At 59.5% G+C, this 25495-nt stretch carries 24 protein-coding genes, 4 tRNA genes and 1 riboswitch; of the genes, 5 read left to right on the top strand and 23 right to left on the bottom strand.

All coding sequences use genetic code 11. From position 1 onward, the window contains the following. Window positions 1–202: 202 nt before the first annotated feature. A tRNA-Arg gene (locus ACEN8Q_RS29995) sits at window positions 203–279 on the bottom strand. 292 nt (window positions 280–571) lie between these two features. Between ACEN8Q_RS29995 and ACEN8Q_RS29990 the strand changes: the two genes are divergently transcribed. Both ACEN8Q_RS29990 and ACEN8Q_RS29985 read left to right on the top strand, forming a co-directional pair. Next, window positions 572–805 (top strand): hypothetical protein, encoded by a 234-nt coding sequence (locus ACEN8Q_RS29990; RefSeq protein WP_413704131.1) that lies wholly within the window; start codon window positions 572–574, stop codon window positions 803–805. A 21-nt stretch (window positions 806–826) separates the two neighbouring features. Continuing rightward, window positions 827–1006 carry a PA3371 family protein gene (locus ACEN8Q_RS29985; RefSeq protein ID WP_085717172.1) on the top strand — a complete coding sequence of 60 codons (180 nt, stop codon included), beginning with the start codon at window positions 827–829 and terminating at the stop codon, window positions 1004–1006. 70 nt (window positions 1007–1076) lie between these two features. Here the strand turns inward: ACEN8Q_RS29985 and ACEN8Q_RS29980 are convergent, their stop codons facing one another. Then, window positions 1077–1307: a hypothetical protein gene (locus ACEN8Q_RS29980; RefSeq protein ID WP_413705532.1), complete on the bottom strand. Its 231-nt coding sequence runs from the start codon at window positions 1305–1307 to the stop codon at window positions 1077–1079. 110 nt (window positions 1308–1417) lie between these two features. Here ACEN8Q_RS29980 and ACEN8Q_RS29975 point away from each other — a divergent pair, with 110 nt between their 5' ends. After that, on the top strand, window positions 1418–1744 hold the full coding sequence (locus ACEN8Q_RS29975; protein ID WP_003178899.1) for an Arc family DNA-binding protein: 327 nt from the start codon (window positions 1418–1420) through the stop codon (window positions 1742–1744). A 224-nt stretch (window positions 1745–1968) separates the two neighbouring features. On the opposite strand, the gene mgtE is transcribed toward ACEN8Q_RS29975, so the two are convergent. After that, complete coding sequence (gene mgtE, locus ACEN8Q_RS29970) at window positions 1969–3411, bottom strand: magnesium transporter (RefSeq protein ID WP_413704130.1); 1443 nt, start codon at window positions 3409–3411, stop codon at window positions 1969–1971. 320 nt (window positions 3412–3731) lie between these two features. Here mgtE and ACEN8Q_RS29965 point away from each other — a divergent pair, with 320 nt between their 5' ends. Beyond that, window positions 3732–4250, top strand: coding sequence for a cell envelope protein SmpA (locus ACEN8Q_RS29965; RefSeq protein ID WP_413704129.1), 519 nt, complete (start codon window positions 3732–3734; stop codon window positions 4248–4250). A 20-nt stretch (window positions 4251–4270) separates the two neighbouring features. Here ACEN8Q_RS29965 and ACEN8Q_RS29960 read toward each other — a convergent pair. The 7 genes from ACEN8Q_RS29960 to ltaE all read right to left on the bottom strand — a co-directional run bounded on the left by ACEN8Q_RS29960 (window position 4271) and on the right by ltaE (window position 10240). Next, window positions 4271–4347: transfer RNA gene (locus tag ACEN8Q_RS29960), tRNA-Arg, on the bottom strand. A gap of 72 nt (window positions 4348–4419) precedes the next feature. Continuing rightward, window positions 4420–4496: transfer RNA gene (locus ACEN8Q_RS29955), tRNA-Arg, on the bottom strand. A gap of 107 nt (window positions 4497–4603) precedes the next feature. Beyond that, window positions 4604–4694, bottom strand: a tRNA-Ser gene (locus ACEN8Q_RS29950). Window positions 4695–4756: 62 nt separating this feature from the next. After that, a complete protein-coding gene (csrA, locus tag ACEN8Q_RS29945; protein ID WP_002554426.1) occupies window positions 4757–4945 on the bottom strand; it encodes a carbon storage regulator CsrA in 189 nt (62 codons plus the stop codon). 189 nt (window positions 4946–5134) lie between these two features. Beyond that, window positions 5135–6376: an aspartate kinase gene (locus ACEN8Q_RS29940; RefSeq protein WP_057399075.1), complete on the bottom strand. Its 1242-nt coding sequence runs from the start codon at window positions 6374–6376 to the stop codon at window positions 5135–5137. Between the two features lie 91 nt (window positions 6377–6467). Next, window positions 6468–9089: an alanine--tRNA ligase gene (gene alaS / locus ACEN8Q_RS29935; protein ID WP_413704128.1), complete on the bottom strand. Its 2622-nt coding sequence runs from the start codon at window positions 9087–9089 to the stop codon at window positions 6468–6470. A 146-nt stretch (window positions 9090–9235) separates the two neighbouring features. Further along, window positions 9236–10240: a low-specificity L-threonine aldolase gene (ltaE, locus tag ACEN8Q_RS29930; protein ID WP_413428478.1), complete on the bottom strand. Its 1005-nt coding sequence runs from the start codon at window positions 10238–10240 to the stop codon at window positions 9236–9238. 196 nt (window positions 10241–10436) lie between these two features. Next, window positions 10437–10607: riboswitch (FMN riboswitch) on the top strand. A gap of 103 nt (window positions 10608–10710) precedes the next feature. Here ltaE and ACEN8Q_RS29925 point away from each other — a divergent pair. Next, window positions 10711–11220, top strand: coding sequence for a 6,7-dimethyl-8-ribityllumazine synthase (locus ACEN8Q_RS29925; RefSeq protein ID WP_413428477.1), 510 nt, complete (start codon window positions 10711–10713; stop codon window positions 11218–11220). Window positions 11221–11354: 134 nt separating this feature from the next. Here ACEN8Q_RS29925 and astE read toward each other — a convergent pair whose 3' ends face one another. The 13 genes from astE to ACEN8Q_RS29860 form a co-directional block, all read right to left on the bottom strand. Further along, window positions 11355–12365: a succinylglutamate desuccinylase gene (astE, locus tag ACEN8Q_RS29920; protein ID WP_413428476.1), complete on the bottom strand. Its 1011-nt coding sequence runs from the start codon at window positions 12363–12365 to the stop codon at window positions 11355–11357. Window positions 12366–12377: 12 nt separating this feature from the next. Continuing rightward, on the bottom strand, window positions 12378–12665 hold the full coding sequence (locus tag ACEN8Q_RS29915; RefSeq protein WP_057399070.1) for a hypothetical protein: 288 nt from the start codon (window positions 12663–12665) through the stop codon (window positions 12378–12380). 61 nt (window positions 12666–12726) lie between these two features. Continuing rightward, a complete protein-coding gene (gene astB / locus ACEN8Q_RS29910) occupies window positions 12727–14073 on the bottom strand; it encodes an N-succinylarginine dihydrolase (protein WP_413428475.1) in 1347 nt (448 codons plus the stop codon). A 164-nt stretch (window positions 14074–14237) separates the two neighbouring features. Further along, window positions 14238–15707, bottom strand: a complete 1470-nt coding sequence (astD, locus tag ACEN8Q_RS29905) for a succinylglutamate-semialdehyde dehydrogenase (protein WP_413428479.1) — start codon at window positions 15705–15707, stop codon at window positions 14238–14240. After that, window positions 15704–16729: an arginine N-succinyltransferase gene (gene astA, locus ACEN8Q_RS29900; RefSeq protein WP_008004226.1), complete on the bottom strand. Its 1026-nt coding sequence runs from the start codon at window positions 16727–16729 to the stop codon at window positions 15704–15706. The genes astD and astA overlap by 4 nt, the downstream gene beginning before the upstream one ends. Before the next feature lie 84 nt (window positions 16730–16813). Then, window positions 16814–17833, bottom strand: a complete 1020-nt coding sequence (aruF, locus tag ACEN8Q_RS29895) for an arginine/ornithine succinyltransferase subunit alpha (protein WP_008022780.1) — start codon at window positions 17831–17833, stop codon at window positions 16814–16816. 225 nt (window positions 17834–18058) lie between these two features. Further along, a complete protein-coding gene (locus ACEN8Q_RS29890) occupies window positions 18059–19279 on the bottom strand; it encodes an aspartate aminotransferase family protein (RefSeq protein ID WP_413428736.1) in 1221 nt (406 codons plus the stop codon). Between the two features lie 387 nt (window positions 19280–19666). Continuing rightward, the gene (gene argR / locus ACEN8Q_RS29885) at window positions 19667–20647 is read right to left on the bottom strand and encodes a transcriptional regulator ArgR (RefSeq protein ID WP_413428735.1); all 981 of its coding nucleotides are present in this window, start codon (window positions 20645–20647) and stop codon (window positions 19667–19669) included. 248 nt (window positions 20648–20895) lie between these two features. Then, on the bottom strand, window positions 20896–21660 hold the full coding sequence (locus ACEN8Q_RS29880) for an ABC transporter ATP-binding protein (RefSeq protein WP_007971015.1): 765 nt from the start codon (window positions 21658–21660) through the stop codon (window positions 20896–20898). 27 nt (window positions 21661–21687) lie between these two features. Further along, window positions 21688–22800, bottom strand: a complete 1113-nt coding sequence (locus ACEN8Q_RS29875; RefSeq protein WP_413704127.1) for a M14 family metallopeptidase — start codon at window positions 22798–22800, stop codon at window positions 21688–21690. 1 nt (window position 22801) lies between these two features. After that, window positions 22802–23500 (bottom strand): ABC transporter permease, encoded by a 699-nt coding sequence (locus ACEN8Q_RS29870; protein ID WP_413704126.1) that lies wholly within the window; start codon window positions 23498–23500, stop codon window positions 22802–22804. Then, on the bottom strand, window positions 23497–24186 hold the full coding sequence (locus ACEN8Q_RS29865) for an ABC transporter permease (RefSeq protein WP_008022791.1): 690 nt from the start codon (window positions 24184–24186) through the stop codon (window positions 23497–23499). Before ACEN8Q_RS29865 ends, ACEN8Q_RS29870 begins: the two co-directional genes overlap by 4 nt. 91 nt (window positions 24187–24277) lie before the next feature. Beyond that, complete coding sequence (locus ACEN8Q_RS29860; protein WP_008022793.1) at window positions 24278–25054, bottom strand: ABC transporter substrate-binding protein; 777 nt, start codon at window positions 25052–25054, stop codon at window positions 24278–24280. Between the last annotated feature and the right edge of the window lie 441 nt (window positions 25055–25495).

The raw sequence follows: 25495 nt of genomic DNA, 5'->3' as shown, positions 1-25495 counted from the left end.
CAACTATGAACAGGCACCGGAGGTTGCACATCGGCCGATACTCCCAGGCGGGATGGGAGATTCAGACTACTTGGGAGAGGAGATGGAAAGTCGCGAAGGTAGAGTTGATGGATTCGATCAATCCAGGTACCTGAATTTGTCGAACTTTATCTACACGTCGTGAAAATGAAGCGTTGAAGCAGGCGGGGGGAGCTGCGAAATATGGTGTCCCAGGGCAGGTTCGAACTGCCAACCTTCCCCTTAGGAGGGGGATGCTCTATCCAATTGAGCTACTGAGACACAAGTCGGGCGCAACGAAACGCGGCGCGATGGACGGCGTGCATGTTAACGGCCGGGCCGGCTTTTGTCATGTCGTCCGTAGGGCTTTTTAAGTGTAGGCAGACGCCTCAGCCGGGGGCGGACTTGTTTACCGTGCAAATTGCATCACTGCAAAAAGCCACCCTTGCAAAATGCAATATGGCGCCTTACCAAAAAATAACTTAATTCATTGTTTTTAAAGATTTTATTTGCCGATAGACTCTGGCATGCGCGCTGCTTCCACTGGTCTCACAGAGCAACCGAGGCCCGCGCCATGAACAGCGTTCTTTTACTCTCGAATGCAATCGTACTGGCAGTCTTACCGGGATTTCATTTTATTCCCGAGTGCAGCGTTACGCAGGTTGCCCAACGTATGCCGCATTGCCTTCAGCTGCAGAAGGCACCGCAACTGGCGCAATTGAGTGATCGGCACGGATTTGTCAGCCAGCAAGCGAGCCAGGAAAACATCCTGCTACCGGCGCCATCATCCGAACGCTTGGTATTTTGAATCCCCCACCAGGAGCACAGCATGTCCAGATCAGCCGCGAGTTTTTTCATCCTCGCCTTGTCGAGCGGCATTTTTCATCTGTCATTGACCCAGGACATGGTCGTCACCCTCCCCCTGATCGCCTGTGGTGTCTTCACCAGTCTGTTCGTGCTCGCGCTGATTGCCGGACGCAAGATCAAGTTTGATCCGGTACTGCGTTAATCCCGGCCTGGAAAATCCGCTGCAACAGCCTGCCATCCATCCCGAATTCGCCCCCTCCATACGACTTCCCCTAGTAAATCGGCCATTTGCCACTATCCTGTAAAGGCAAGGAACGGGGATCGAGTCCGCTTATTCCTCCCGTCAGAAATCTTTCGTCGGGCGGGGATGCATCAAGCAATACGGCCCGGTCGAACTTTTCAAACCAATCCGCATTTCTGATAATTGGTGCTGGCAGAACGCCTTTATACCGTTCAATATTTGTCATAGAATTGACGCCAAGGATCTGGCTGGTTTGAGGCATGATGTGCGCCTCTATCAATTCAGGTTGAACATTTGGTCAGAGTGCTTGTCCTATCAGACATCCTGCGGCCAATCCCGAAAACCGCTCCCCTGAACTAACCGGTTAAATATATGCGCCCATTGAAACAGGCAATTTATTCCAGCCGTACGGCTGACAAATTCGTCGTACGTCTGCCAGACGGAATGCGTGAACGCATTGCCGAGGTGGCTCGCAATCATCATCGCAGCATGAACTCCGAAATCATTGCGCGCCTTGAGCAGAGTCTTATTCAGGAAGGCGCACTGGGAGAAGAGTTGAGCATGCGCCTGGACAGCCCGGAGCTTTCCTTGCACGAACGGGAGCTGCTGCAGCGCTTCCGCCAACTCTCCCACCGACAGCAGAACGCCCTGGTTTCGCTGATCGCGCATGATGCTGAAATGGCCGCCGACGCGTCCTGATTCAAGCAGAGAGCTCAAGCCAGCTTGATCGCTGGCTTTTTTTTGCCTGAAATTCAGACCCAAAAAAACCCGCCAAAAACGTGATGGTGTAGGAGCGAGCTTGCTCGCGATGGACTCAAGAGCGCCGCGTTTAGTCAGTACACACGCGGCATCGTTAACGACCATCGCGAGCAAGCTCGCTCCTACAGCATTACGCCAAAGGCGGGTTTTCTATGAACGGGACCTCAGAGCAGGAAGATGGTCGCCAGCCCGAGGAAGATGAAAAAGCCTCCGCTGTCGGTCATGGCAGTAATCATCACACTGGCGCCCATTGCCGGATCGCGCCCCATCTTCGCCAGGGTCATGGGGATCAAAACCCCCATCAACGCCGCCAGCAGCAAGTTGAGCGTCATCGCGGCGGTCATCACCACGCCCAATGACCAACTGCCATAGAGCAGGTAGGCAACCGCACCAATCACCCCGCCCCAGATCACGCCGTTGATCAATGCGACGGCCAATTCCTTGCGCATCAGGCGCGAGGTATTACCGGTACTCACCTGGTCCAGCGCCATGGCCCGAACAATCATGGTGATGGTCTGGTTGCCCGAGTTACCACCGATCCCCGCCACGATCGGCATCAACGCCGCAAGCGCCACGAGCTTCTCGATCGAACCTTCAAACAAACCGATGACCCGGGAAGCCACGAACGCGGTAATCAGGTTGATCGCCAGCCAGGCCCAACGGTTACGCAGGGATTTCCAGACCGACGCAAAAATATCTTCTTCTTCACGCAGACCCGCCATGTTGAGAACTTCGCTTTCGCTCTCTTCACGGATCAGGTCGACCATTTCATCGATGGTCAGACGACCGATCAGCTTGCCGTTCTTGTCGACCACGGGCGCGGAGATCAAGTCATAACGTTCGAACGCCTGGGCAGCATCGTAAGCGTCTTCGTCCGGGTGAAAACTCACCGGATCGCTGGCCATCACCTCGGCAACCTGTTTGTCCGGATCGTTGACCAGCAAACGCTTGATCGGCAACACACCCTTGAGGACGCCGTCGTAATCGACCACGAACAGCTTATCGGTATGGCCCGGCAACTCCTTGAGACGGCGCAGATAACGCAAGACCACTTCAAGGCTGACATCCTCGCGGATGGTCACCATCTCGAAGTCCATCAACGCACCGACCTGTTCCTCGTCGTAGGACAGTGCCGAACGCACGCGTTCGCGTTGTTGCTGGTCGAGGGTCTCCATGAGCTCATGGACGACGTCTCGCGGCAGCTCGGAGGCCAGGTCAGCGAGTTCGTCGGCATCCATGTCCTTGGCCGCAGCCAGGAGCTCGTGATCGTCCATGTCGGCGATCAGCGATTCACGAACCGAATCGGATACTTCGAGAAGGATGTCGCCGTCGCGATCGGCCTTGACCAATTGCCAGAGCGTCAGACGATCGTCCAGCGGCAAGGCTTCAAGGATGTAGGCGACGTCGGCGGAGTGCAGGTCATCGAGCTTGCGTTGCAACTCGACAAGGTTCTGCCGGTGGACCAGGTTCTCGACCCGGTCATGATGCGGGCCTTCCTGGCGGTGAGTCAGGTCTTCTACCACACGCTGGCGCTGCAGCAACTCAACCACCTGAGCCAGGCGATCCTGCAAGCTTTCCTGCGTTTTCTTTACTTCAACTTCAGACATAGGCGAACTCCACTCCCAGCAGCGGGGCACGCCGGAAGGATCAATCAGTCAATTCATGATTGGTGAAACGGGGTACTGAGTAACTACTGGGTAAGTCCATGGAGGTATTCCACAAGCCCCGGCGGGGCTGACGGGCGCAATGATACACCGCCTGACGGTTTTAAACGTTAAAAAATCGTGGCTGAAACAAGCGCTTGCACAACAATCTTGAGCATCGCCCTGATCCATGAAAATGCGACGACGTATTCTGAAAAGAAAACACACCCCCTTCGAAAATTGTAGCCACTACTCTTGAAAAGGAACGTCATGGAGGACGCCCGATGCCATTGATTGCACAACCCCTTTTACTGCTCAGCATGCTCGGCCCCCTGCCCCTGGCGCTCGCCACCACCGTTCAACGCTGCGAAGCGGCCGATGGACGCATCACCTTCACCACGCTGAGCTGTGCCGCGGGAGAACGCGCTTCACTTCAGGACGTGCGAGCCTTTACACCTGGCAGCACGGTGGCGCTTATGCCGCCGGCCGAACCCCGCGAATCATCAGCGATGAACATCAAAAGCAGAGAGCCAACCGTCGTCGGCCAAACGCAGGACAAGTGTGGAAACCTGATCAACGCCAGGGAGCGCCGAGAGGCGATCATCAATCGGCGAGTAGTCGCGGGCATGACCCAGCAAGACGTCGAAAGCGCGCTCGGCAAGCCAGACAAGATCAGTATTCGCAATTCAGCCACGACCTACCGTTACGACACCCGGAGAGGTCGCAGCGCACAGGTGGAGTTCGACGAGAGGGGATGCACGAAGGGAAAAGCCAAATCCCGGACGGCAAAAAGCCCGCTTTAAAGGCGGGCTTTTTGTTTGTATGGTGCACTCGACAGGATTCGAACCTGTGACCGCTCGGTTCGTAGCCGAGTACTCTATCCAGCTGAGCTACGAGTGCAATTTGTGTTTTTAGACCAGATCACAACTGGTTGAAGCCAAGTTATTCACATCACTGCAAACAACTCTTAAATGGTGCACTCGACAGGATTCGAACCTGTGACCGCTCGGTTCGTAGCCGAGTACTCTATCCAGCTGAGCTACGAGTGCATTTGTTGCCGCGCATTATAGGCCGTCTAATCTCTATGTCAACCACTTTTTCTAGTAATTTCAACAACTTACCGAAGAAGCCAGATTACAACGTACTACGCAAATAATGGCGGAGAACGGGGGATTCGAACCCCCGACACCCTTTTGAGGTGTACTCCCTTAGCAGGGGAGCGCCTTCGGCCACTCGGCCAGCTCTCCGCAACACGGGGCGTATATTAACCAGCTTCTTCCCCGTTTGCAAACATAAAAAACGATAAAAATTAATGGCTTGGTTCTTCGTCCTTCTCTTTCTTGATACGCAGGTAAATTTCCTCCCGGTGAACAGCCACCTCTTTCGGGGCATTAACACCGATGCGCACTTGATTTCCTTTGACGCCGAGCACGGTCACGGTGATTTCGCCATCACCGATAATCAGGCTTTCTGCGCACCGACGAGTCAGAATCAGCATACCTTTCTCCTCACGCATTTCATTTCAGGGACAACAGTCTGCAAAAAAAAGGCACTCGACCCACAACCGGAGCGGTCGCAGCCCTACATGCCTGAGTATTGACTAGCGCGAGCAAAAGAACAGGCTCGGGGGGGCACGCCATTCAAAAAAACAAAAGGCGCGGTCAGACCGCGCCTTTTGGCAAACGCATCACTCGCCCTGGCGGGCCGGTGCGTCCAGTTCGAAAGCCGTGTGCAGAGCGCGCACAGCCAGTTCCAGATACTTCTCTTCGATCACTACGGAGACTTTGATTTCCGAAGTCGAGATCATCTGGATGTTGATGCTTTCCTTGGCCAGGGCCTCGAACATGCGGCTGGCGACGCCTGCGTGAGAACGCATGCCAACGCCGACGATCGACACCTTGGCGATCTTGGTGTCGCCCACGACTTCACGGGCACCCAGCTCGCCAGCGGTTTTTTCCAGCACGGCTTGCGCCGCCTGGTAGTCGTTGCGGTGCACGGTGAAGGTGAAGTCGGTGGTGTTATCGTGCGCGACGTTCTGCACGATCATGTCGACTTCAATGTTCGCGGCACTGATCGGGCCGAGAATCTTGAATGCAACACCCGGAATGTCTGGCACGCCACGGATGGTCAGCTTGGCTTCATCGCGGTTGAAAGCGATACCGGAAATGATCGGCTGTTCCATGGTTTCCTCTTCATCGATAGTAATGAGGGTGCCCGGACCCTCCTTGAAGCTGTGCAGTACGCGCAGCGGAACGTTGTACTTGCCGGCGAACTCGACCGCACGGATCTGCAACACCTTGGAACCGAGGCTGGCCATTTCCAGCATCTCTTCGAAGGTGATCTTGTCCAGGCGCTGAGCCACGGACACCACACGCGGGTCGGTGGTGTAGACACCGTCGACGTCGGTATAGATCTGGCATTCGTCAGCCTTCAGGGCTGCTGCCAGCGCAACGCCGGTGGTGTCGGAACCGCCACGACCGAGGGTGGTGATATTGCCGTGCTCGTCGACGCCCTGGAAACCGGCGACCACTACCACACGACCCGCTTTCAGATCACCGCGAATCTTCTGGTCATCAATCTGCAGGATACGCGCTTTATTGTGAGCGCTATCCGTCAGAATCCGCACCTGGTTGCCGGTGTAGGACACCGCCGGCACGCCACGCTTGATCAGTGCCATGGCCAACAGGGCAATCGTCACCTGCTCACCGGTGGAGACGATCACGTCCAGTTCGCGCGGAACCGGTTGACCGTCGCCACTGATTTGCTTGGCCAGATCGATCAGACGGTTGGTTTCGCCGCTCATTGCAGACAGCACAACCACCAGGTCATCGCCGGCATCGCGGAATTTCTTAACCTTGTCGGCGACCTGCTCGATTCTCTCGACAGTGCCGACCGAGGTGCCTCCAAATTTCTGTACGATCAAAGCCATTTCAAAGCCGCCTCTGCCCATGAAGGGCGCCCAAATAATCACTCAAACAGCATTGCGGCCCGCCACTAGACTGCGAGCCGCAAGTACTGCCTTATAGACCCTGCTCTACAAACGGAACGGTCAGGGCCAGTGCCGCATCCAGTGCGCCGGCGTCGGTACCGCCGCCTTGCGCCATGTCTGGACGACCACCGCCCTTCCCGCCCACTGCCGCAGCGGCTTGCTTCATCAAATCACCGGCTTTGAGTTGGCCAGTCAGGTCTTTGGTTACGCCTGCAACCAGAACGACCTTATCCTCATGGACACTGCCGAGCAGGATCACTGCGCGGCCGAGTTTGTTTTTCAGTTGATCGACCAGCGCCAGCAGCGCCTTGCCATCCTGACCGTCCAGACGCACGGCCAGCACTTTCACGTCCTTGACGTCCAGCGCCTGGGCCGACAGATCGTCGCCCGCGGCACTGGCAGCCTTGGCTTGCAACTGCTCGAGTTGCTTTTCCAGCAGACGGTTGCGCTCCAGCACAGCCGACAGCTTGTCGATCAGGTTATCGCGACTGCCCTTGACCAGGCTGGCCGCTTCCTTGAGTTGTTCTTCCGCCGCATTCAAGTAGGCCAGCGCTTGCGCACCGGTGACAGCTTCGATACGACGCACACCCGATGCCACACCGCCTTCGCTGATGATTTTCAGCAGGCCGATGTCGCCGGTACGGTTGGCGTGGATGCCACCGCACAGCTCGACGGAGAAATCGCCCATGCTCAGCACGCGCACGTTGTCGCCGTACTTCTCGCCGAACAGCGCCATGGCGCCTTTCTGCTTGGCGGTTTCGATATCGGTTTCTTCGGTTTCAACTTCGGAGTTCTTGCGAATCTCGGCGTTGACGATGTCTTCCAGCGCTTTGAGCTGTTCAGGCTTGATGGCTTCGAAATGGCTGAAGTCGAAGCGCAGGCGCTGACTGTCGACCAGAGAGCCTTTCTGCTGAACGTGATCGCCCAGCACCTGACGCAATGCGGCGTGCAGCAAGTGAGTCGCCGAGTGGTTCAGCGACGTCGCGTGACGCACTTCGGCATCGACATGAGTCTCGACCGGAGCACCCACAATCAGGCTACCCGAATCCAGCACACCGTGATGCAGGAACGCACCGCCGGTCTTGGTGGTGTCGCGCACGTCGAAACGCGCAGCGCCAGCCTGGAGGAAGCCGCAATCACCGATCTGACCACCGGATTCGGCATAGAACGGCGTCTGGTTCAGAACGACCACGCCCTCTTCGCCTTCATTCAACACGTCGACCGATTGCCCGTCCTTATAGAGAGCAACGATCTTTGCCGAACCGCTGTGAGCGGTATAGCCCGTGAACTCGGTGTCCACATCGACCTTGACCAGGCTGTTGTAGTCCATGCCGAAGGAGCTGGCGGAACGGGCACGGACGCGCTGGGCTTCCATCTCACGTTCAAAACCTGCTTCGTCGATGGTCAGGCTGCGCTCGCGAGCGATGTCGCCGGTCAGGTCCATCGGAAAACCGTAGGTGTCATAGAGCTTGAACACCACGTCGCCCGGCACCACGTCGCCCTTGAGCTCGGCCAGATCCTGCTCGAGGATCTTCAGGCCCTGCTCCAGGGTCTTGGCGAACTGCTCTTCTTCGGCCTTCAGTACGCGCTCGATGTGCGCCTGCTGGGATTTCAGTTCCGGGAAGGCTTCGCCCATCTCGGCGACCAGGGCCGCGACGATCTGGTAGAAGAAGCTGCCCTTGGCGCCCAGCTTGTTACCGTGACGGCAGGCGCGACGGATGATCCGGCGCAGCACGTAGCCTCGGCCTTCGTTGGACGGCAGCACGCCGTCGGCGATCAGGAAACCGCAGGAACGGATGTGGTCAGCCACGACTTTCAGGGAAGCCTGAGCGTCGTTGGTGCAACCGATGGCCTTGGCCGATGCGCTCAGCAGGCTCTGGAACAGGTCGATTTCATAGTTCGAGTGAACGTGCTGCAGCACCGCACTGATCCGCTCCAGGCCCATGCCGGTGTCGACCGACGGCGCTGGCAGCGGGTGCAGCACGCCATCGGCGGTGCGGTTGAACTGCATGAACACGTTGTTCCAGATCTCGATGTAACGGTCGCCGTCTTCTTCCGGCGAACCCGGTGGGCCACCCCAGATGTCGGCGCCGTGATCGTAGAAAATCTCGGTGCAAGGACCGCACGGGCCGGTATCGCCCATGGTCCAGAAGTTGTCGGAGGCGTACGGCGCGCCCTTGTTGTCGCCGATGCGCACCATACGCTCGGCCGGAACCCCGATTTCCTTGGTCCAGATGTCATACGCCTCGTCATCGCTGGCGTAGACGGTGACCCAGAGCTTTTCCTTCGGCAGGTTCAGCCACTTGTCGGAAGTCAGGAAGTTCCAGGCGTAGCTGATGGCGTCACGCTTGAAATAATCGCCAAAGCTGAAGTTACCCAGCATTTCAAAGAAGGTGTGGTGACGGGCGGTATAACCGACGTTTTCCAGGTCGTTGTGCTTGCCGCCGGCGCGCACGCATTTCTGGCTGCTGACCGCGCGGGTATACGCGCGCTTTTCCTGGCCCAGGAAGCAGTCCTTGAACTGGTTCATCCCCGCGTTAGTGAACAGCAGGGTTGGGTCGTTGCCCGGAATCAAAGAGCTGGAGGCTACACGGGTGTGGCCTTGCTCTTCGAAGAAGCGAAGGAAGGCTTCACGGATTTCTGCGCTTTTCATTAGGTTCTTCCACGGAGGCTGCGGCCAAAGGCCTGTTCGAAACGTCAACAGACGAAGCGACGGCAAAGGGCCGCATTATATCGGCCCTGCGCGCGGGGTACAGCGTGTTTATACGATAGAAACGGTCAATTGGAGCGCTAACGCTATCACTTGCGCGAAAAGTCGACGAATGTCGCGACGACTTGCCCGATTTGCGCACGGCTGACGTCCATGTGCGTGACCATGCGCAGACGCGCGGCGGCACTGAGCTTGATCCCGCGCTCGGCGGCAAACGCCTTGAGCGCCTCGGCCTTGTCGCCCATCTGCACGTAAACCATGTTGGTCTGCACCGGTTCGACCTCGAAGCCCGCCCCGCGCAGGCCTTCGGCCAGCAATTGCGCGTTGGCGTGGTCGTCTGCCAGGCGCTCTACGTTGTGATCCAGCGCATACAGGCCTGCCGCCGCCAGAATCCCGGCCTGGCGCATGCCGCCACCGACCATTTTACGCAGGCGCCGAGCCTTGCCAATCAACTCGGCCGAGCCGCACAGCACCGAACCGACCGGTGCGCCCAACCCTTTGGACAGGCACACCGAGACAGAATCGAAATGTTGGGTGATTTCCCGGGCATCCACCCCCAGCTTCACTGCCGCGTTATACAAACGTGCGCCGTCCAGGTGCAACTGCAAGCCATGCTCGCGGGTAAAACTGCGTGCCCGCGCCAGGTATTCCAGCGGCAGGACCTTGCCCTGCATGGTGTTTTCCAGCGCCAGCAACCGGGTGCGGGCGAAGTGGAAGTCATCCGGCTTGATCGCCGCCGCGACGTGGGCCAAGTCCAGCGAACCATCGGCCTGCACTTCCAGCGGTTGCGGCTGGATCGAACCGAGTACCGCTGCACCACCCCCTTCGTACTTATAGGTGTGGGCCTGTTGACCGACGATATACTCGTCACCGCGCTCGCAATGAGCCATCAACCCCAGCAGGTTGCTCATGGTGCCGGTCGGCACGAACAGCGCCGCGGCAAACCCCAGGCGCCTGGCCAGCTCGGCTTCCAGGTGATTGACCGTCGGGTCTTCGCCATACACGTCATCGCCAGTGGTGGCGTTGGCCATCGCGTCGAGCATGCCGGCGGAAGGTTGAGTGACGGTGTCGCTGCGAAGATCGATAACGCTCATGAATCTGGCCTCGGTAAGCAGGGGAAATCCCTTTCAGGAAAGAATTACTGCGGGCATGGCGACGATTAATCAACCCTTGCGCAGGAAAAGGCCGATTAAACCAACGGGAAAGTCGATGACAATCATCCAAAAGGGGCCATGCGCGTACCGCAAATATGTGATAAAAACGCTGCGCCGCCAAACATTCCGGCGGCAAAAACGTTCTCAGGGCGGGGTGCAACTCCCCACCGGCGGTAATTGCGCGCAATGCGCATAGCCCGCGAGCGCTTGGTGACAGCACGGCTTCGGCGGTGCCTGGCAACAAGGTCAGCAGACCCGGTGTGATCCCGGGGCCGACGGTCATAGTCCGGATGAAGAGAGAACGGGATTGCCAGCAAAGGGCCGTCCGCCGGCATTCGTGCGAGCGTGCGTACCCTTGAATCCCCTTCGATTCATAACGCCCTGTTTTTCACACAAACAGGAGTCAGAACATGCAACCCACCGCAATCGACAGCAAAAGCAAACACCACCACGGCGAGCGCGTTGCGTTCATCCAGGCCTGCTGGCACAAGGATATTGTCGACCAGAGCCGTAAAGGCTTCGTCGCCGAAATGATTGCCCAGGGTTATCAGGAGTCCGACATCGATTTCTTCGAAGTCGGCGGTGCCTTTGAAATGCCCCTGCACGCCAAGCTGCTGGCCAAGACCGGTCGTTATGCCGGCATCGTCGCCGCGGCCCTGGTGGTGGACGGCGGGATCTACCGTCACGAGTTCGTCGCCCAGTCGGTCGTCAGCGGCCTGATGCAGGTTCAGCTGGAAACCGAAGTGCCGGTGTTCTCGGTGTCCCTGACCCCGCACCACTTCCATGCCGGCGAAGAGCACCAGAAGTTCTTCTTCGAGCATTTCGTGCATAAAGGCCAGGAAGCGGCGAAGACGTGTGCGGATACGTTGTCGAAAATCCGTGCGCTGCGCCGCACTGAACCGCGTGCCGTAGCCGTCTAAACACCGCCTCTCCCTGTAGGAGCGAGCTTGCTCGCGATGGTCGTCAACGATAACGCGGGAAGCCTGGCACCCCGCGGCGTTTTCAGATTCATCGCGAGCAAGCTCGCTCCTACAGAAGAGGTTAAATGCCGTAATCAGACCAGGTTTTCGTCGGTGGTCGGCACGATCAGGATGCCGGCACGCAGGCCATTCTTCACCTTGGGGTTCGGGAAAATGATCCGGGCGCCCTCTTCCTCGATGATCCAGCGGGTATTGGCGATGTCTTCCGCCAACAGATAACCCACATCCAGTTCGGAAAAATTCTCGATGTCCGCCGGCAGGTTCAAGCGGAAGCTGTCGCTGTGCTTGATGATTTCCCGTGCCACGCTGTACAGCTGCAAACCGTCCAGTGCCGCTTCCGTCAGTTCCGGCTCGGCACCTTCGATGATCTGCTTGAGGCGTTCCTCCAGCAGCGAGACATTGACCCCGGCGTTTTGTCCGAACGGCCGTGCCTTGCCGAGCTCCAGGGTGAAAGCCTCTGCACCGAGCTTGTCGTAGGTGTAGGCGCTGAACACGATGGACGGCTTGTTCTGCAGCAACACCGCTTCCATGCCGGCGGCGCGCAAGCGAGCCAGTTCTAGGCGCGAATGCTGGCGCCCTTCCTTCCAGGGGTACAACGCGAACTGCTCGACTTTCGAGCCACGGATCGCGGTATGCAGGTCGTAGTGCAGACGCTGGCGATCCGGCACGCTGAAGAAACTCGCGGCCAGGCGCTCCAGTTCACAGGCGCGCAGGGCTTCGGAACCGCTGCTTTGTTCGTGACGGCCATTGAATAGCCGATTGACGTCCTGTTCGATGAAACGCTCGCCTTTGCGAATGGCTTCGGGGTTGCCGAACAGGAACAGAATACGTGCGCGCGGCTTCAAGTCGCCGCGGGCGATGTCATGCAACAGGCGATCGAGCAACTCGATCGGCGCTGTTTCGTTGCCGTGGATCCCCGCTGACAGCAGCAGGTCCAGGCCATTGTCACGCGCTTCGGGCGGCCGGACTTCCAGCGCACCTTCGCTCAACCAGCGCATGCGCACGCCTTCGACAGTCAGTTGAGTCTTCTCCGCCGGTTCACGACCGGCGAGGGTCAGTTCAAGCAGTTTGCCGAGGGCGAGCATAGAGCGGTTTCCTTAATGATCGTGGTTGCAATCCGGGCCGTGAACGTGTTCCTCGTCGGTGAGGTCGGCAGGTTCCATCTCCAGTTGCAGACTTACCAGATTAGTCGCCAATGGGCGCAGCAACAGGTTTGCGTATTCGGCATCGCCTTCTTCGACGTCCACGCCGATCAGCAGTTGGCCGCGGCCATCGTGCTGGATCCACAGCTCTTTGCCTTGCCACATGACCGCAACGCGGGTGCAGGAAGTTTCCAGTTGCGTGCCGTCAGTGTCTTCAAGGATCAGCTGCAGTTTGTCGCTCATGTAATTACGCTCTCGTTTGAGATGAAGCGACGCGCCGCCATGCGGGGCAGCGCGCCGTCGATCAATTGATCTGGAATGGATAAACCGCGCCCAGTTTAAGGATTTGCGTCAGTTCATCCAGTGCCGTCCGGCACTCAAGCAGCAATTGCGGGTCCGCCAGATCGTTTTCGGTCATGCGGTCGCGGTAATGCTTCTCGACCCATTCGGTCAGAGTGCCGTACAACGGTGCCGTCATGATAACCCCTGGATTGACGGCCGCCAGTTCGGTTTCGTTGAGTGCGACACGCAACCGCAGGCAAGCCGGGCCACCGCCGTTCTGCATGCTCTGCTTGAGATCGAAGACTTTCACTTCGCGGATCAGGCCGCCGGAGCTGGTCAACCCCTGCAAGTACTGCCAGACACGCTCGTTGCCACGGCATTCTTCCGGCACGATCAACAGCATGGAACCGTCAGGACGTGACAGCAGCTGGCTATTGAACAGGTAGGAACGAACCGCGTCCTCCACGCTTACCGCGGAACGCGGTACGCAGACAGACTGAAATTTCCCACCGACCTTGGCGAGTTTGCTCTGCAATTCGGCCAGCATCTGCTCGGTCTCGAGGAAAGCGTCCTCGTGATAGAACAGCACTTCCCCGTTGCCGACGGCGATCACGTCGTTGTGGAACACACCCTGATCGATCACCGACGGGTTCTGCTGCGCGTAGACCACGCCGTCATCGCTCAAGCCATGCAAACGGGCAACGGCCTGTGACGCTTCGAGGGTCTGGCGCGCCGGGTACTTCTGCGGAGCCGGGTAGCGCGTATCGAACGCGCTGCGGCCGAACACGAAGAACTCAACGCCGGCTTCGCCGTACTCACGGCAGAAACGCGTGTGGTTGGCCGCGCCTTCGTCGCCGAACTGCGCCACGGCCGGCAAGGCGGCGTGGTGGGCGAAGTGTTTCTGGTCAGCGAACATCGCCCCCAGCACGCGGCTGGTAGTCGGGTGTTCGATGCTGCGGTGATATTTGCAGTTGAGGTTGGCGGCGGTGAAATGCACCCGGCCATCAGCCGTGTCAGCGCTCGGGCTGACGGTGGCGGCATTGGCCACCCACATGCTCGAGGCCGAGCAACTGGCCACCAGCAGCGGCATCGCGTCTTTGGCAGCGCGTTCGATCACTTCAGCGTCGGTGCCGCCGAAGCCCAGGCGACGCAGTGCGGCCACATCCGGGCGCTCTTGCGGTGCCAGTACGCCCTGCTGGAACCCCATTTCCATCAGCGCTTTCATTTTTGCCAGGCCTTGCAGCGCCGCTTCCTTGGGGTTGGAGGACTGCTGGCTGTTGCTCTGGGACGCGACGTTGCCGTAGGACAGGCCGCCGTAGTTATGGGTCGGCCCCACTAGACCGTCAAAATTGACTTCATAGGATTTCATCAGCGAGGCTCCACGAGAATCTGTTGTTATAGGCTTCAGGTAACAATTGAGTAAGACCGGGTCGCGGCCTTCGCGAGCAAGCCCGCTCCCACAGGTTCAGCAGTGTTCACAAATTTTGTGTTCGACGCAGTCCTTGTGGGAGCGGGCTTGCTCGCGAACGGGCGCTACGCCATCTTCACGCCAGGCGTGAGGGCCGCTGGCAAGACCAGGCTCGGCGTTTCCAGCGAGGCCACCGGGTACGCGCAGTAATCTGCCGCGTAATAGGCACTGGCGCGATGGTTGCCCGAGGCGCCGACGCCGCCGAATGGCGCACTGCTTGCCGCACCGGTCAGTTGTTTGTTCCAGTTGACGATACCGGCGCGGCTTTCCAGCCAGAACTGCTGGTAACGCGCTTCGGAGTCCGACAGCAGACCGGCGGCCAAACCGTAGGCGGTGTCGTTGGCTTCAGCGATCGCCCCTTCAAAATCAGCGTAGCGGATCACTTGCAGCAACGGGCCGAACAGCTCTTCGTCAGGACGATCGGCGACGGCGGTCACGTCCAGAATACCCGGGGTCAGCAGGGCCGACCGGGCCTGTGGCTGGGTCATTTCCAGCAGTGCCACGGCACCATTGGCCAGCAGATGTTCCTGGGCATCCATCAGTGCTTTCGCTGCACCGAGAGACACCACCGAGCCCATGAACGGCGCCGGTTGCTGATCGAAGGCACCGACTTCAATAGTCGCGCTGACCGCCACCAGGCGCGCCAGCAGCGAGTCGCCCCAGGCGCCCTGCGGTACCAGCAAGCGGCGGGCACAGGTGCAGCGCTGGCCGGCGGAGATGAACGCCGACTGAATAATGGTGTACACCGCGGCATCGAGGTCGGCGACCTGATCGACCACCAGCGGGTTGTTGCCGCCCATTTCCAGCGCCAGGATCTTGTCCGGACGACCGGCAAACTGCTGGTGCAGGTGATTGCCGGTACGGCTGGAACCGGTGAAGAACAGACCGTCGATGCCCGGGTTCGCCGCCAGGGCGATGCCGGTTTCGCGAGCGCCTTGCAGCAGGTTCAATACGCCAGCCGGCAGACCGGCTTCGATCCAGCACTTGACCGTCAGTTCGGCCACTTTCGGCGTCAGCTCGCTCGGTTTGAACAGCACGCTGTTACCCGCCAGCAATGCCGGCACGATGTGGCCGTTCGGCAAGTGACCCGGGAAGTTGTAAGGACCAAACACCGCCACCACACCGTGGGGTTTGTGGCGCAGTACGGCGGTGGCATCGCCCAGCGGGCCGCTCTTCTCGCCGGTACGCTCGCGGTAGCTCTGCACCGAGATGGCGATCTTGTTGACCATGCTGGTCACTTCGGTCGCCGCTTCCCACAAAGGCTTGCCGGTTTCTTCACCGATGGTGCGGGCCAATTCGTCAGCATGAGTCTTCAGCGCGGCCGCAAAGGCTTCCAGCACCGAGATACGTTCTTCCAGGGTGCGCCGCGCCCAGCCCGGGAACGCCTGACGCGCCGCCTGCACAGCCGACTCGACCTGAGCGGCGGTGGCACCGACGCCGGACCACAGCACCTGCTGGCTCACCGGGTTCAGCGACTCGAAGGCTTCGCCCTGACCGGCCAGCCATTCACCTGCGATGTAAAGCGACTTCATTATTTCGACTCCCGAGCTGCGGACAACGCCACGGCGCGCACTTGATCGCCAGCGTTGAGTTGAAGACGTTTGGCGGTCAGCGGGTCGACCACCAAAGTACCGGCGGCCAGACGTGCCGGAGCGGCAGTGATGCGGCAGTCTTCGCGCTTGCGGTTGTGAATGATGAATGGCGTGGCGTCGTCGCCCGGCGTGCCAACGGCCAGCACCAGCGCCTGGCTGTCACGCACGGCGCGGATCTTGCCGGTTTCGCATTCAATGGCCGGGCCGGCGTCGAAAATGTCGACGTAGCCCTGGTAGCTGAAACCTTCGCTCTTGAGCATGGCCAGCGCCGGCTCGGTGTCCGGGTGAACCTGGCCGATGACGTTACGCGCATCCGGCGACAGGAAGCAGGTGTACAGCGGGAATTTCGGCATCAGCTCGGCGATGAACGCCTTGTTGCCCACGCCGGTCAGGTAGTCGGCCTGGCTGAATTCCATCTTGAAGAAGTGCCGGCCCAGGCTTTCCCAGAACGGCGAACGCCCGGCTTCGTCGGAAACACCGCGCATTTCGGCAATGATCTTGTTGCCGAACAGCTGCGGGAACTCGGCGATGAACAGCATCCGCGCCTTGGACAGCATGCGCCCGTTGAGGCCGCTGCGGTAATCGGCGTGCAGGAACAGCGAGCACAGCTCGGAGTTGCCGGTCAGGTCGTTGGCCAGGAACAGCGTCGGGATTTCACGATAGATGTTCAGCTCTTGCGAAGCGCTGACCGTCAGACCGACCCGGAAGTTGTACCAGGGCTCACGCAGGCCGACGGCGCCGGCGATGGCGGAAATGCCCACCACACGAGCGTTGTCGTCTTCGAGGACGAACAGGTAGTCCGCATCGCCCCGCCCGGCTTCGCCGCGAAAGGTCTTCTCGGCCCAGCCGACCCGATGGGCCAGCCGCTCTTCGTTGGCCGGCAAGGTAGTCAGGCCGGTGCCGGTGCTGCGGGCCAGGTCGATCAGAGCGGGTAAATCGCTGCTGCGTACGGGACGAACGATCATGCTATCTCCTCAAACGGGCCGCTTGCGCCACCCGTGAAACTTCGCTGCTTTCTAGGCAAAACTCTCTGGCGATCAGAGCAGGCGTCAAACCGCTACCAGGCGCACGCTGGCACCTTCACCGACGCCCAGGGCTTCCGCCGCTTCCAGATCCAGGGTCACCGGTTTACCCGGCGCGTAGTCAAGCTCGAGCATGACGGCGCGGTAGTCCTGCAACTGGGCATTGGCAACCAGATACTGGCGACCGACGCCTTTGACCGGCTCGCCAATCTTCACCGGCACCACACGGCTCTGGGCGATCGAACGGATCCCCGAGACACGGGCATGCAGGGTCGGGCCGCCATCGAAGATGTCGATGTAGTGATCGGTCTCGAAGCCTTCGCGCATCAGGATGTCGAAGGTGATCTGCGCCCGCGGGTGCACCTGGCCCATCGCTTCTTGCGCGGAGTCCGGCAGCAGGGGCACGTAGATCGGGTAATGCGGCATCAGTTCGGCGAGGAACGTACGGCTCTTCAGGCCGCACAGACGCTCGGCTTCAGCGTAGTTGAGGTCGAAAAAGTTGCGGCCGATGGCGTCCCAGAATGGCGAGTCGCCGTTTTCGTCGCTGTAACCGACGATCTCGGTCACCACGGAATCGGCAAAACGCTCCGGATGGCTGGCCACGAACAGCAGGCGGCCACGGGAGTTGAGCTCCGACCACGGCGAACCCACCAGATCGCGCTGCACGTAGAAACTGGTCAGCAAGCTGTTGCCGGTCAGGTCATGGCACTGCGAGAGCACGTGGATCTTGTTGTGAATCTTCAGCTCGCGGGAAGCGTGCACGAACGTTTCGTTGCGGAAGCTGTAGAACGGCTCGGAGTAACCGGCCGACGCCACGATGGCCGAGCAACCGACCAGTTTGCCGGTGGCAGTGTCTTCGAGGACGAAGAAATAGCTTTCCTCTCCATTGAAGCTCACTTCGGCGGCAAACGAGGCCTCGCTTGCCGCGATCTTGTCGCTCAGGCGCTCAACGTCATCCGGCAAGGAAGTGACACCAATCGGACTGTCCGCAGCCAGACGCTGTACCTCGCCCAGATCAGCCATTTGCGCGGGGCGCATCACCAGCATGGTGTCACTCCTTTTTCTAAAACTCTTTGAGGAAAAATAACCGGGTAGTCATTGAAAACACTCGGACTGATGTGGGAGCGGGCTTGCTCGCGAAGGCGGTGCGTCAGACAGCAACGATGTTGACTGATACACCGCCTTCGCGAGCAAGCCCGCTCCCACATTGTGTTCCGGGCCCGGCATAAAAATTCGGTTCGACGCCTGAAAGGTCAGGCGTCGAAGGGTCTATCAGGCTTGCGTCAGTTTTGCCGCGGCGCGCTCGAAGCGGTCCAGGCCTTCGTCGATGTCCGCGTCTTCAACCACCAGGCTCGGCGCGAAGCGCACTACGTCCGGGCCGGCTTGCAGCACCATCAGGCCTTCTTTTTCAGCGGCGTTGAAGATGTCCTTGGCCTTGCCTTTCCAGGCATCGCTCAAGACACAACCGATCAACAGGCCCATGCCACGGACCTTGGTGAACAGGCCGTATTTTTCGCCGATCTGCTCAAGACGCACCTTGAACTTGTCGTGCTTGGCGCTCACGCCAGCCAGCACTTCAGGGGTGTTGATCACGTCGATTACAGCTTCCGCGACAGCGCACGCCAACGGGTTGCCGCCGTAGGTGGTGCCGTGGGTGCCAACGACCAGGTGCTTGGCCAGGTCTTCGGTGGTCAGCATGGCTGCGATCGGGAAACCGCCGCCCAGGCTCTTGGCGCTGGTCAGGATGTCCGGGATCACGCCGTAATGCTGGTAGGCAAACAGATGGCCAGTACGGCCCATACCGGTTTGCACTTCGTCGAATATCAGCAGTGCGTTGTGCGCGGTGCACAGCTCGCGGGCACCTTGCAGGTATTCGAGTTCGGCCGGGATGACACCGCTTTCGCCCTGGATCGGCTCCAGTACGACAGCGCAGGTCTTGTCGGAAATGGCGGCTTTCAGGGCAGCCAGATCGTTGTACGGCACGTGGCTGATGCCAGTGATTTTCGGACCGAAACCGTCGGAGTACTTCGACTGGCCACCGACGTTCACGGTGAACAGGGTACGGCCGTGAAAGCTGTTGAGCGCGGCGATGATTTCGTACTTCTCGCTGCCGAAACGGTCGTGACCGACACGGCGGGCCAGCTTGAAAGCGGCCTCGTTGGCTTCGGCGCCGGAGTTGCAGAAGAAAGCGCGGTCGGCAAAGGTGGCATCGACCAGCTTATGGGCCAGGCGCAAGGCCGGCTCGTTGGTGAACACGTTGGACACGTGCCACAGCTTGTTCGCCTGCTCGGTCAAGGCACCGACCAGCGCCGGATGCGCGTGGCCCAATACGTTAACGGCAATCCCGCCGGCAAAGTCGATCAGCTCGCGACCGGACTGGTCCCAAACGCGGGAACCGGCGCCACGCACTGGAATGAAAGCGGCAGGCGCGTAGTTGGGAACCATTACCTGGTCGAAATCGGCGCGTTCTACCGCAGCGTGATCAACGGACATCGGAGTCTCCTGAAGAGGAACACCCGCCTGAAACTGGCGAGCGATGGGGGGATTGTAAGGACAGTTTTCAGCCCGGCCTTGCCGCCAAGCGACAACTTCTTATAGCGCAAACCCCGGATTTTCCCGGGTTTACGGCAATGCGACATATAGGGTCGCAAAGGCGCAGTTTAACTGGCTGACAACGTTAACGGCAGGGTTGCCAGGATTAGATTTGCCGAACCGGCTCGCGCTCTGACCCTGCGCCACAGCTTTATCATCGCGCACGGATTTGCCTGGGCATTGTTCAGCGCCCAAGGATTGGCACGATGCCAATGTATATAGATAGAAATTGACTAAACCCTCGAGCAGGTCATGGATGCTAAACCCATGACCCTTGTCAGCCGAGGGTTAACCGCGCTCCGGCGGCACCGACGACAATTCGAACGGGCTGCTGCTGCGCCGCTGGTTGCGATCTTCCCGCGGCGTGGCACCGAAGAAATTGCGATAGGCGCTGGAGAAATGCGGCCCCGAGGAGAAGCCACAGGACAGGCCGATCTGGATGATCGACTTGCTGGTTTGCATCAACATCTGCCGGGCCTTGTTCAGGCGCAGCTCCAGGTAGTACTGGCTCGGCACACGGTTGAGGTATTGCTTGAAGATCCGCTCCAGTTGCCGACGGGACACACACACGTGCTGGGCGATTTCGTCGGTGGTCAGCGGCTCTTCGATGTTGGCTTCCATCAGCAGCACGGCTTGCGTGAGCTTCGGATGGCTGGAACCGAGGCGGTTCTGCAACGGAATGCGCTGGCGCTCGCCGCCCTCGCGGATGCGCTCGACTACCAGTTCTTCCGACACCGCACCGGCCAGTTCCGCACCGTGATCACGGGCCAGCACCGCCAGTAGCAAATCGAGCACCGACATGCCGCCGCACGCGGTCAGACGATCGCGATCCCAGTCGAACAGGTGACTGGTGGCAATGACTTTCGGGAAACGCTCGGCGAAATCGTCCTGCCAGCGCCAGTGCACGGCCGCACGATAACCGTCGAGCAAACCAAGCTGCGCCAACGGATACACACCGGCCGACAGACCACCGATCACGCAACCGGAACGCACCAGTTGCTTGAGCGCACTGCTGAGTGCCGGCGCCAATGCGGTCGGGGGTTCGTCGGCGAGCAGGAACAGCTTCTGCAAGTTCTCCAGCTTGCCGGCCCACGGTTCACCCGGCAATTGCCAGGCACCTTCGGTTGGCAGTTCGGCCTGCAGGAACGACAGTTCGTAGACAACGTCCGGATGCACACGCTGGGCAACACGCAAGGCCTCCTCAGCCAGCGCAAGCGTCAGTGCTTTAGTGCTGGGCCAAATCAGGAAACCAATTCGATGGGCAGTCATGGGCGAGCGATCCGAAGCGAAGAACAGTGATGAAGGCATGGGCCAATGCTAGCCCGTAAATGTACACAAATCGCAAAACCGGCAAAGATCAAATGTGGGAGCGGGCTTGCTCGCGAAGGCGGTGTGTCAGCCAACATTAGTTGTGACTGACACTACGCTTTCGCGAGCAAGCCCGCTCCCACAGGGGAACGGGGCCAGCCTTTGGACTGCGAAGCATGCACTATCGCGGTGCACAACGGCAGTTCTGATTACTTCAGGCTACCCGAGAGGAATTGCTGCAGACGCTCGGATTGCGGGTTCACCAGCACTTCACGCGGGTTGCCGCTTTCTTCGACCACACCTTTGTGCAGGAACACCAACTGGTTCGACACTTCACGGGCGAAGCCCATTTCGTGGGTCACCACCACCATGGTCCGGCCTTCCTGGGCCAGGGCCTGCATGACTTTCAGCACGTCGCCAACCAACTCCGGGTCCAGCGCCGAGGTCGGTTCGTCGAACAGCATCACTTCCGGTTCCATCGCCAGCGCACGGGCAATCGCCACGCGCTGCTGCTCGCCGCCGGACATGTGGCCTGGGTAAGCATCCTTGCGATGCGCCACGCCCACCTTGTTCAGGTAGTGTTCGGCTTTCTCGCGAGCTTCAGCCTTGGACACGCCCAGCACGTGCACCGGCGCTTCCATGATGTTTTCCAGCGCGGTCATGTGCGACCACAGGTTGAAATGCTGGAACACCATCGACAGGCGCGAACGCATGCGTTGCAGCTGTTTCGGGTCGGCAGCCTTCAGTGCGCCGTCCTTGTTCGCCACCAGCTTCAACTCTTCGTTGTTGAGCAGGATCTTGCCCGCGTGCGGCTGCTCCAGCAGGTTGATGCAACGCAGGAAGGTACTTTTGCCGGAGCCACTGGAGCCGATGATGCTGATCACATCGCCGGCTGCCGCTTTCAGGGACACGCCCTTGAGCACTTCGTGACTGCCATAGCGTTTATGCAGGTCTTGGACTTCAAGTTTGTACATGCGGTCGGTTCTCACAAAAACAGTCAGTCAGTCGTTGAGCAAGCGCCCGTGACGCAGCGCTTCGCGCCCCGCCACCTTGGCCAGCCAGAAACCGGGTTGGGCATAACGCAGCCGTTCAATGGCAAACAGCACCCCGGACGTACCAGCACACACCGTGCTGACCCGATCCGCCAACGGATCGATCACTTCAAAAATCTCGTCGCCCGCTTCAACCCACTCGCCGGGTTTGCGCAGGAAACTCACCACACCAGGGTGTGGTGCCAACAACAACTCGGTGCCTTCGAACGGCATGCCTTCGCAAGGCTCTTGCGCAGGTTTCGGCCATTCACCGCCGATCAGGCCTTGCTCGGCGAGGAACGCCAGAATGCCTTCGGCGTGGGCGCAGGCTTCGGCACGACCGGTGTCGGCCTGCCCCCCTAATTCAATGGTAGTCGCCAGACAGGCCAGCGGAATCTTTGCTTCCGGGAACAGACGCGACAGACGCAACCACGGCAACGAACAGGCTTCGTCGAACGAACTGCCGCCGGAATCCTCCGCCAGCAATCCGACCCGCACATTCAGGTGCGCAGCCAGCGAACGCCACTGCGGCCAGTGCTGCGGCAAGGCATACATGTGCAGCGCCGCTTCGGCATCGCAATGCAGATCCAGCACGACATCGGCGGTGCAGGCGTGGCTGAGCAGCACACGCTGCATGCCTTGCAACTGGCTGCTCGCCTCAGGCAACGCGGCCAGATGATCGGCCATCGCCTGACGGATCAGGCGAATGTTGGCGTGCGGATCATCACCGAGGCTCTCTGCCAACGCAGCCGCAACCGGCGCGCTCAACTCGACGAAATCGCGGTTGAAATTCTTGCCGCTGCCCGCTTCGAAACGCCCCTGGTGATTGCCCTGAAGCAGTTGACCGAGGCCCAGCGGATTGGCCACCGGCACCAGTTCGATCACACCGTTGAGCAAGCCCTGGGCTTCGAGTTCGGCCAGACGCTTTTTCAGCTCGAACGCTGTGCGCATGCCCGGCAATTCATCGGCATGGAGGCTGGCCTGGATGTAGGCCTTGCGCTCGCCGCTACCGAAGCGGAACACCGAAATTTGGCGTTCGCTGCCCAGATGGCTCCACGGCAAAGCATGATCGATGCGTTCCATATCAGTGCTTCCGCGGGGCCAGGTAGCCCAGCCAACGGCGCTCGGCCATCTTGAACAGCTTCACCAGGATGAAGGTCAGGCACAGGTAGAACACGCCGGCGGTGATGTACGCCTCGAACGGCAGGTAGAACTGGGCGTTGACCGTGCGCGCGGCACCGGTGATGTCGATCAGGGTCACGATGGACGCCAGACTGGTGGTCTGCAGCATCATGATCACTTCGTTGCTGTACTGCGGCAGCGCGCGGCGCAGGGCCGACGGCAACAGAATGCGCTTGTACATCTTGACCCGCGACATGCCCATGGCCTTGGCCGCTTCGATCTCACCGTTCGGCGTGGCCCGCAGGCTGCCGGCGATGATTTCGGCGGTGTAGGCACTGGTGTTGATCGCGAACGCCAGGCACGCACAGAAGGTTGCGCTGGACAGCCATGGCCAGAAGAAGCTTTCACGCACCGCCTCGAACTGCGCCAGACCGTAGTAGATCAAGAACAGCTGCACCAGCATCGGTGTGCCGCGGATCACGTAGGTGTAGAGCCAGGCCGACATGTTGACGACCGGGTTCTTCGAGACGCGCATCAGGCCCAGCGGCAATGCGCACAGCAGGCCGAAGAACAGCGACAGCGCGAGCAGTTTGAGGGTGGTCACCAGGCCGCCGAGGTACAGCGGCAAGGCCTCCCAAATGACGTTGTAGTCGAAGATCATAGCTCAGCCGCCCTTACGCCTACCGAGTAGCGCTTCTCAAGGTGACGCAATGCCAGCAACGAGACACTGGTGATCACCAGGTACAACGCCGCCACTGCGAGGAAGAAGGTGAAAGGCTCGCGGGTGGCATCGGCCGCCTGCTTGGCCTTGAACATCATGTCTTGCAGCCCCACCACCGAAATCAGCGCGGTAGCCTTGGTCAATACCAGCCAGTTGTTGGTGAAACCCGGAATCGCCAGGCGAATCATCTGTGGCACCAACACCCGGAAGAACACCTGGAAACTGCTCATGCCGTAGGCCATGCCGGCTTCGGCCTGCCCCTTGGGGATCGCCATGAAGGCGCCACGGAAGGTTTCCGACAGGTACGCACCGAAGATGAAGCCCAGGGTGCCGATACCGGCCGCCAACGGGTTCAGGTCGATGTACTCGTCATAGCCAAGCATCGGCGCGACACGGTTGAGCAGGTCCTGGCCGCCGTAGAAAATCAGCAGGATCAGCACCAGGTCGGGAATACCGCGGATCACCGTGGAATACAGGTCGCCCAGCCAGGCCAGCCAGCGCACTGGCGAAAGACGCAGTGCCACGCCGATCAGACCCAGGACAATGGCCAGAGCCATGGACGACAAGGCGAGCTGAAGCGTCAGCCAAACGCCATCGAGGATGACAGCCCCGTAGCCTTTCAACATGATTCAGGTCCTCGAAAGTTGGGATGAAAAAATGGCGCAAACCTCAGAGATCCTGTTGCTTGCGCCATTTCGGACTTGTCGCTGGGACGTATTACTTGCCGTAGATATCGAAGGCGAAGTACTTGTCCTGGATTTGCTTGTATTTACCGTTCTCGCGAATCGACGCGATGGCGGCGTTGAGCTTGTCCAGCTCAGCCTTGTCGCCCTTGCGAACCGCGATACCTACGCCGTCGCCGAAGTATTTGACGTCGGTGAACGCAGGGCCGACGAACGCGAAGCCTTTACCGGCGTCGGTTTTCAGGAAACCGTCATCCAGCAGCGTAGCGTCTGCCACGGTGCCGTCGAGGCGGCCGGCGGCCACGTCGAGGTAAATTTCGTTCTGCGAACCGTATGGCTTGATCTCGGCACCCAGCGGTGCCAGGACTTCGCGGGCGAAACGCTCGTGGATCGAACCACGTTGCACGCCGATGTTCTTGCCCTTGAGCTCGGTCAGGCCTTCGCTGACCTGAGTGCCGGCCTTCATGACCAGGCGAGCCGGGGTGTTGTAGTACTTGTTGGTGAAGTCCACGGACTTCTTGCGATCTTCAGTGATCGACATGGACGACAGGATCGCGTCGATCTTGCGCACTTTCAGCGCCGGGATCAGGCCGTCGAACTCTTGCTCGACCCACACGCACTTGACCTTCATCTCTTCGCACAGGGCGTTGCCGATGTCGTAGTCGAAACCCACGATGCTGCCGTCCGGCGCTTTCGACGCGAACGGAGGGTAAGCCGCTTCAATACCGATTTTCAGAGGCTTTTCATCGGCGAAGGTTGGCAGGGACAGCACGGACAGTGCCAGGGCGCCAAGCAGCACGAGTTTCTTCATCTTGGGACTCCATCGGTAAAGGGCTAAAACGGCAGAGTGAGCGACAGCCCAATATGCGAATGAGTGGAACCGGAAAGCGTTGCTGCGTCCTGGGAAGCGGGTGTTGAAATTCAACACGGGCAACGACGAGCGAGTGATCGGCATTCTAACGACAGGCCCGAAGCCGATATTTCTTCAATGCGACAACTAATTACAGAAGCACTGAGAATGCCGTTTTGGCACGTTGACAGCCCTGCAAAATCATGCGAAGGCAAAAGACATTGAACCGATCTATATTGCAAATTGCGGGCCTATTATTGGCAAACCCTTCTAATCCGGCAAGCACAGCGTAGGGTCTTATTTTTTATCGGTGGTTTTGAGGCCCTGATACAGGGCCTGGCGTTTCCCAATGCCCCGTACTGGCGCGATGCGGTTACACATTCAGTAACCTGAAAGATCGCG

Origin of the sequence: Pseudomonas sp. Pseusp16, from assembly GCF_047324915.1 — a bacterium.
GTDB lineage: Bacteria > Pseudomonadota > Gammaproteobacteria > Pseudomonadales > Pseudomonadaceae > Aquipseudomonas > Aquipseudomonas fluorescens_CD.
Note: the sequence above shows the minus strand (reverse complement) of the source record. Positions and strands in the feature narration are given on the sequence as shown.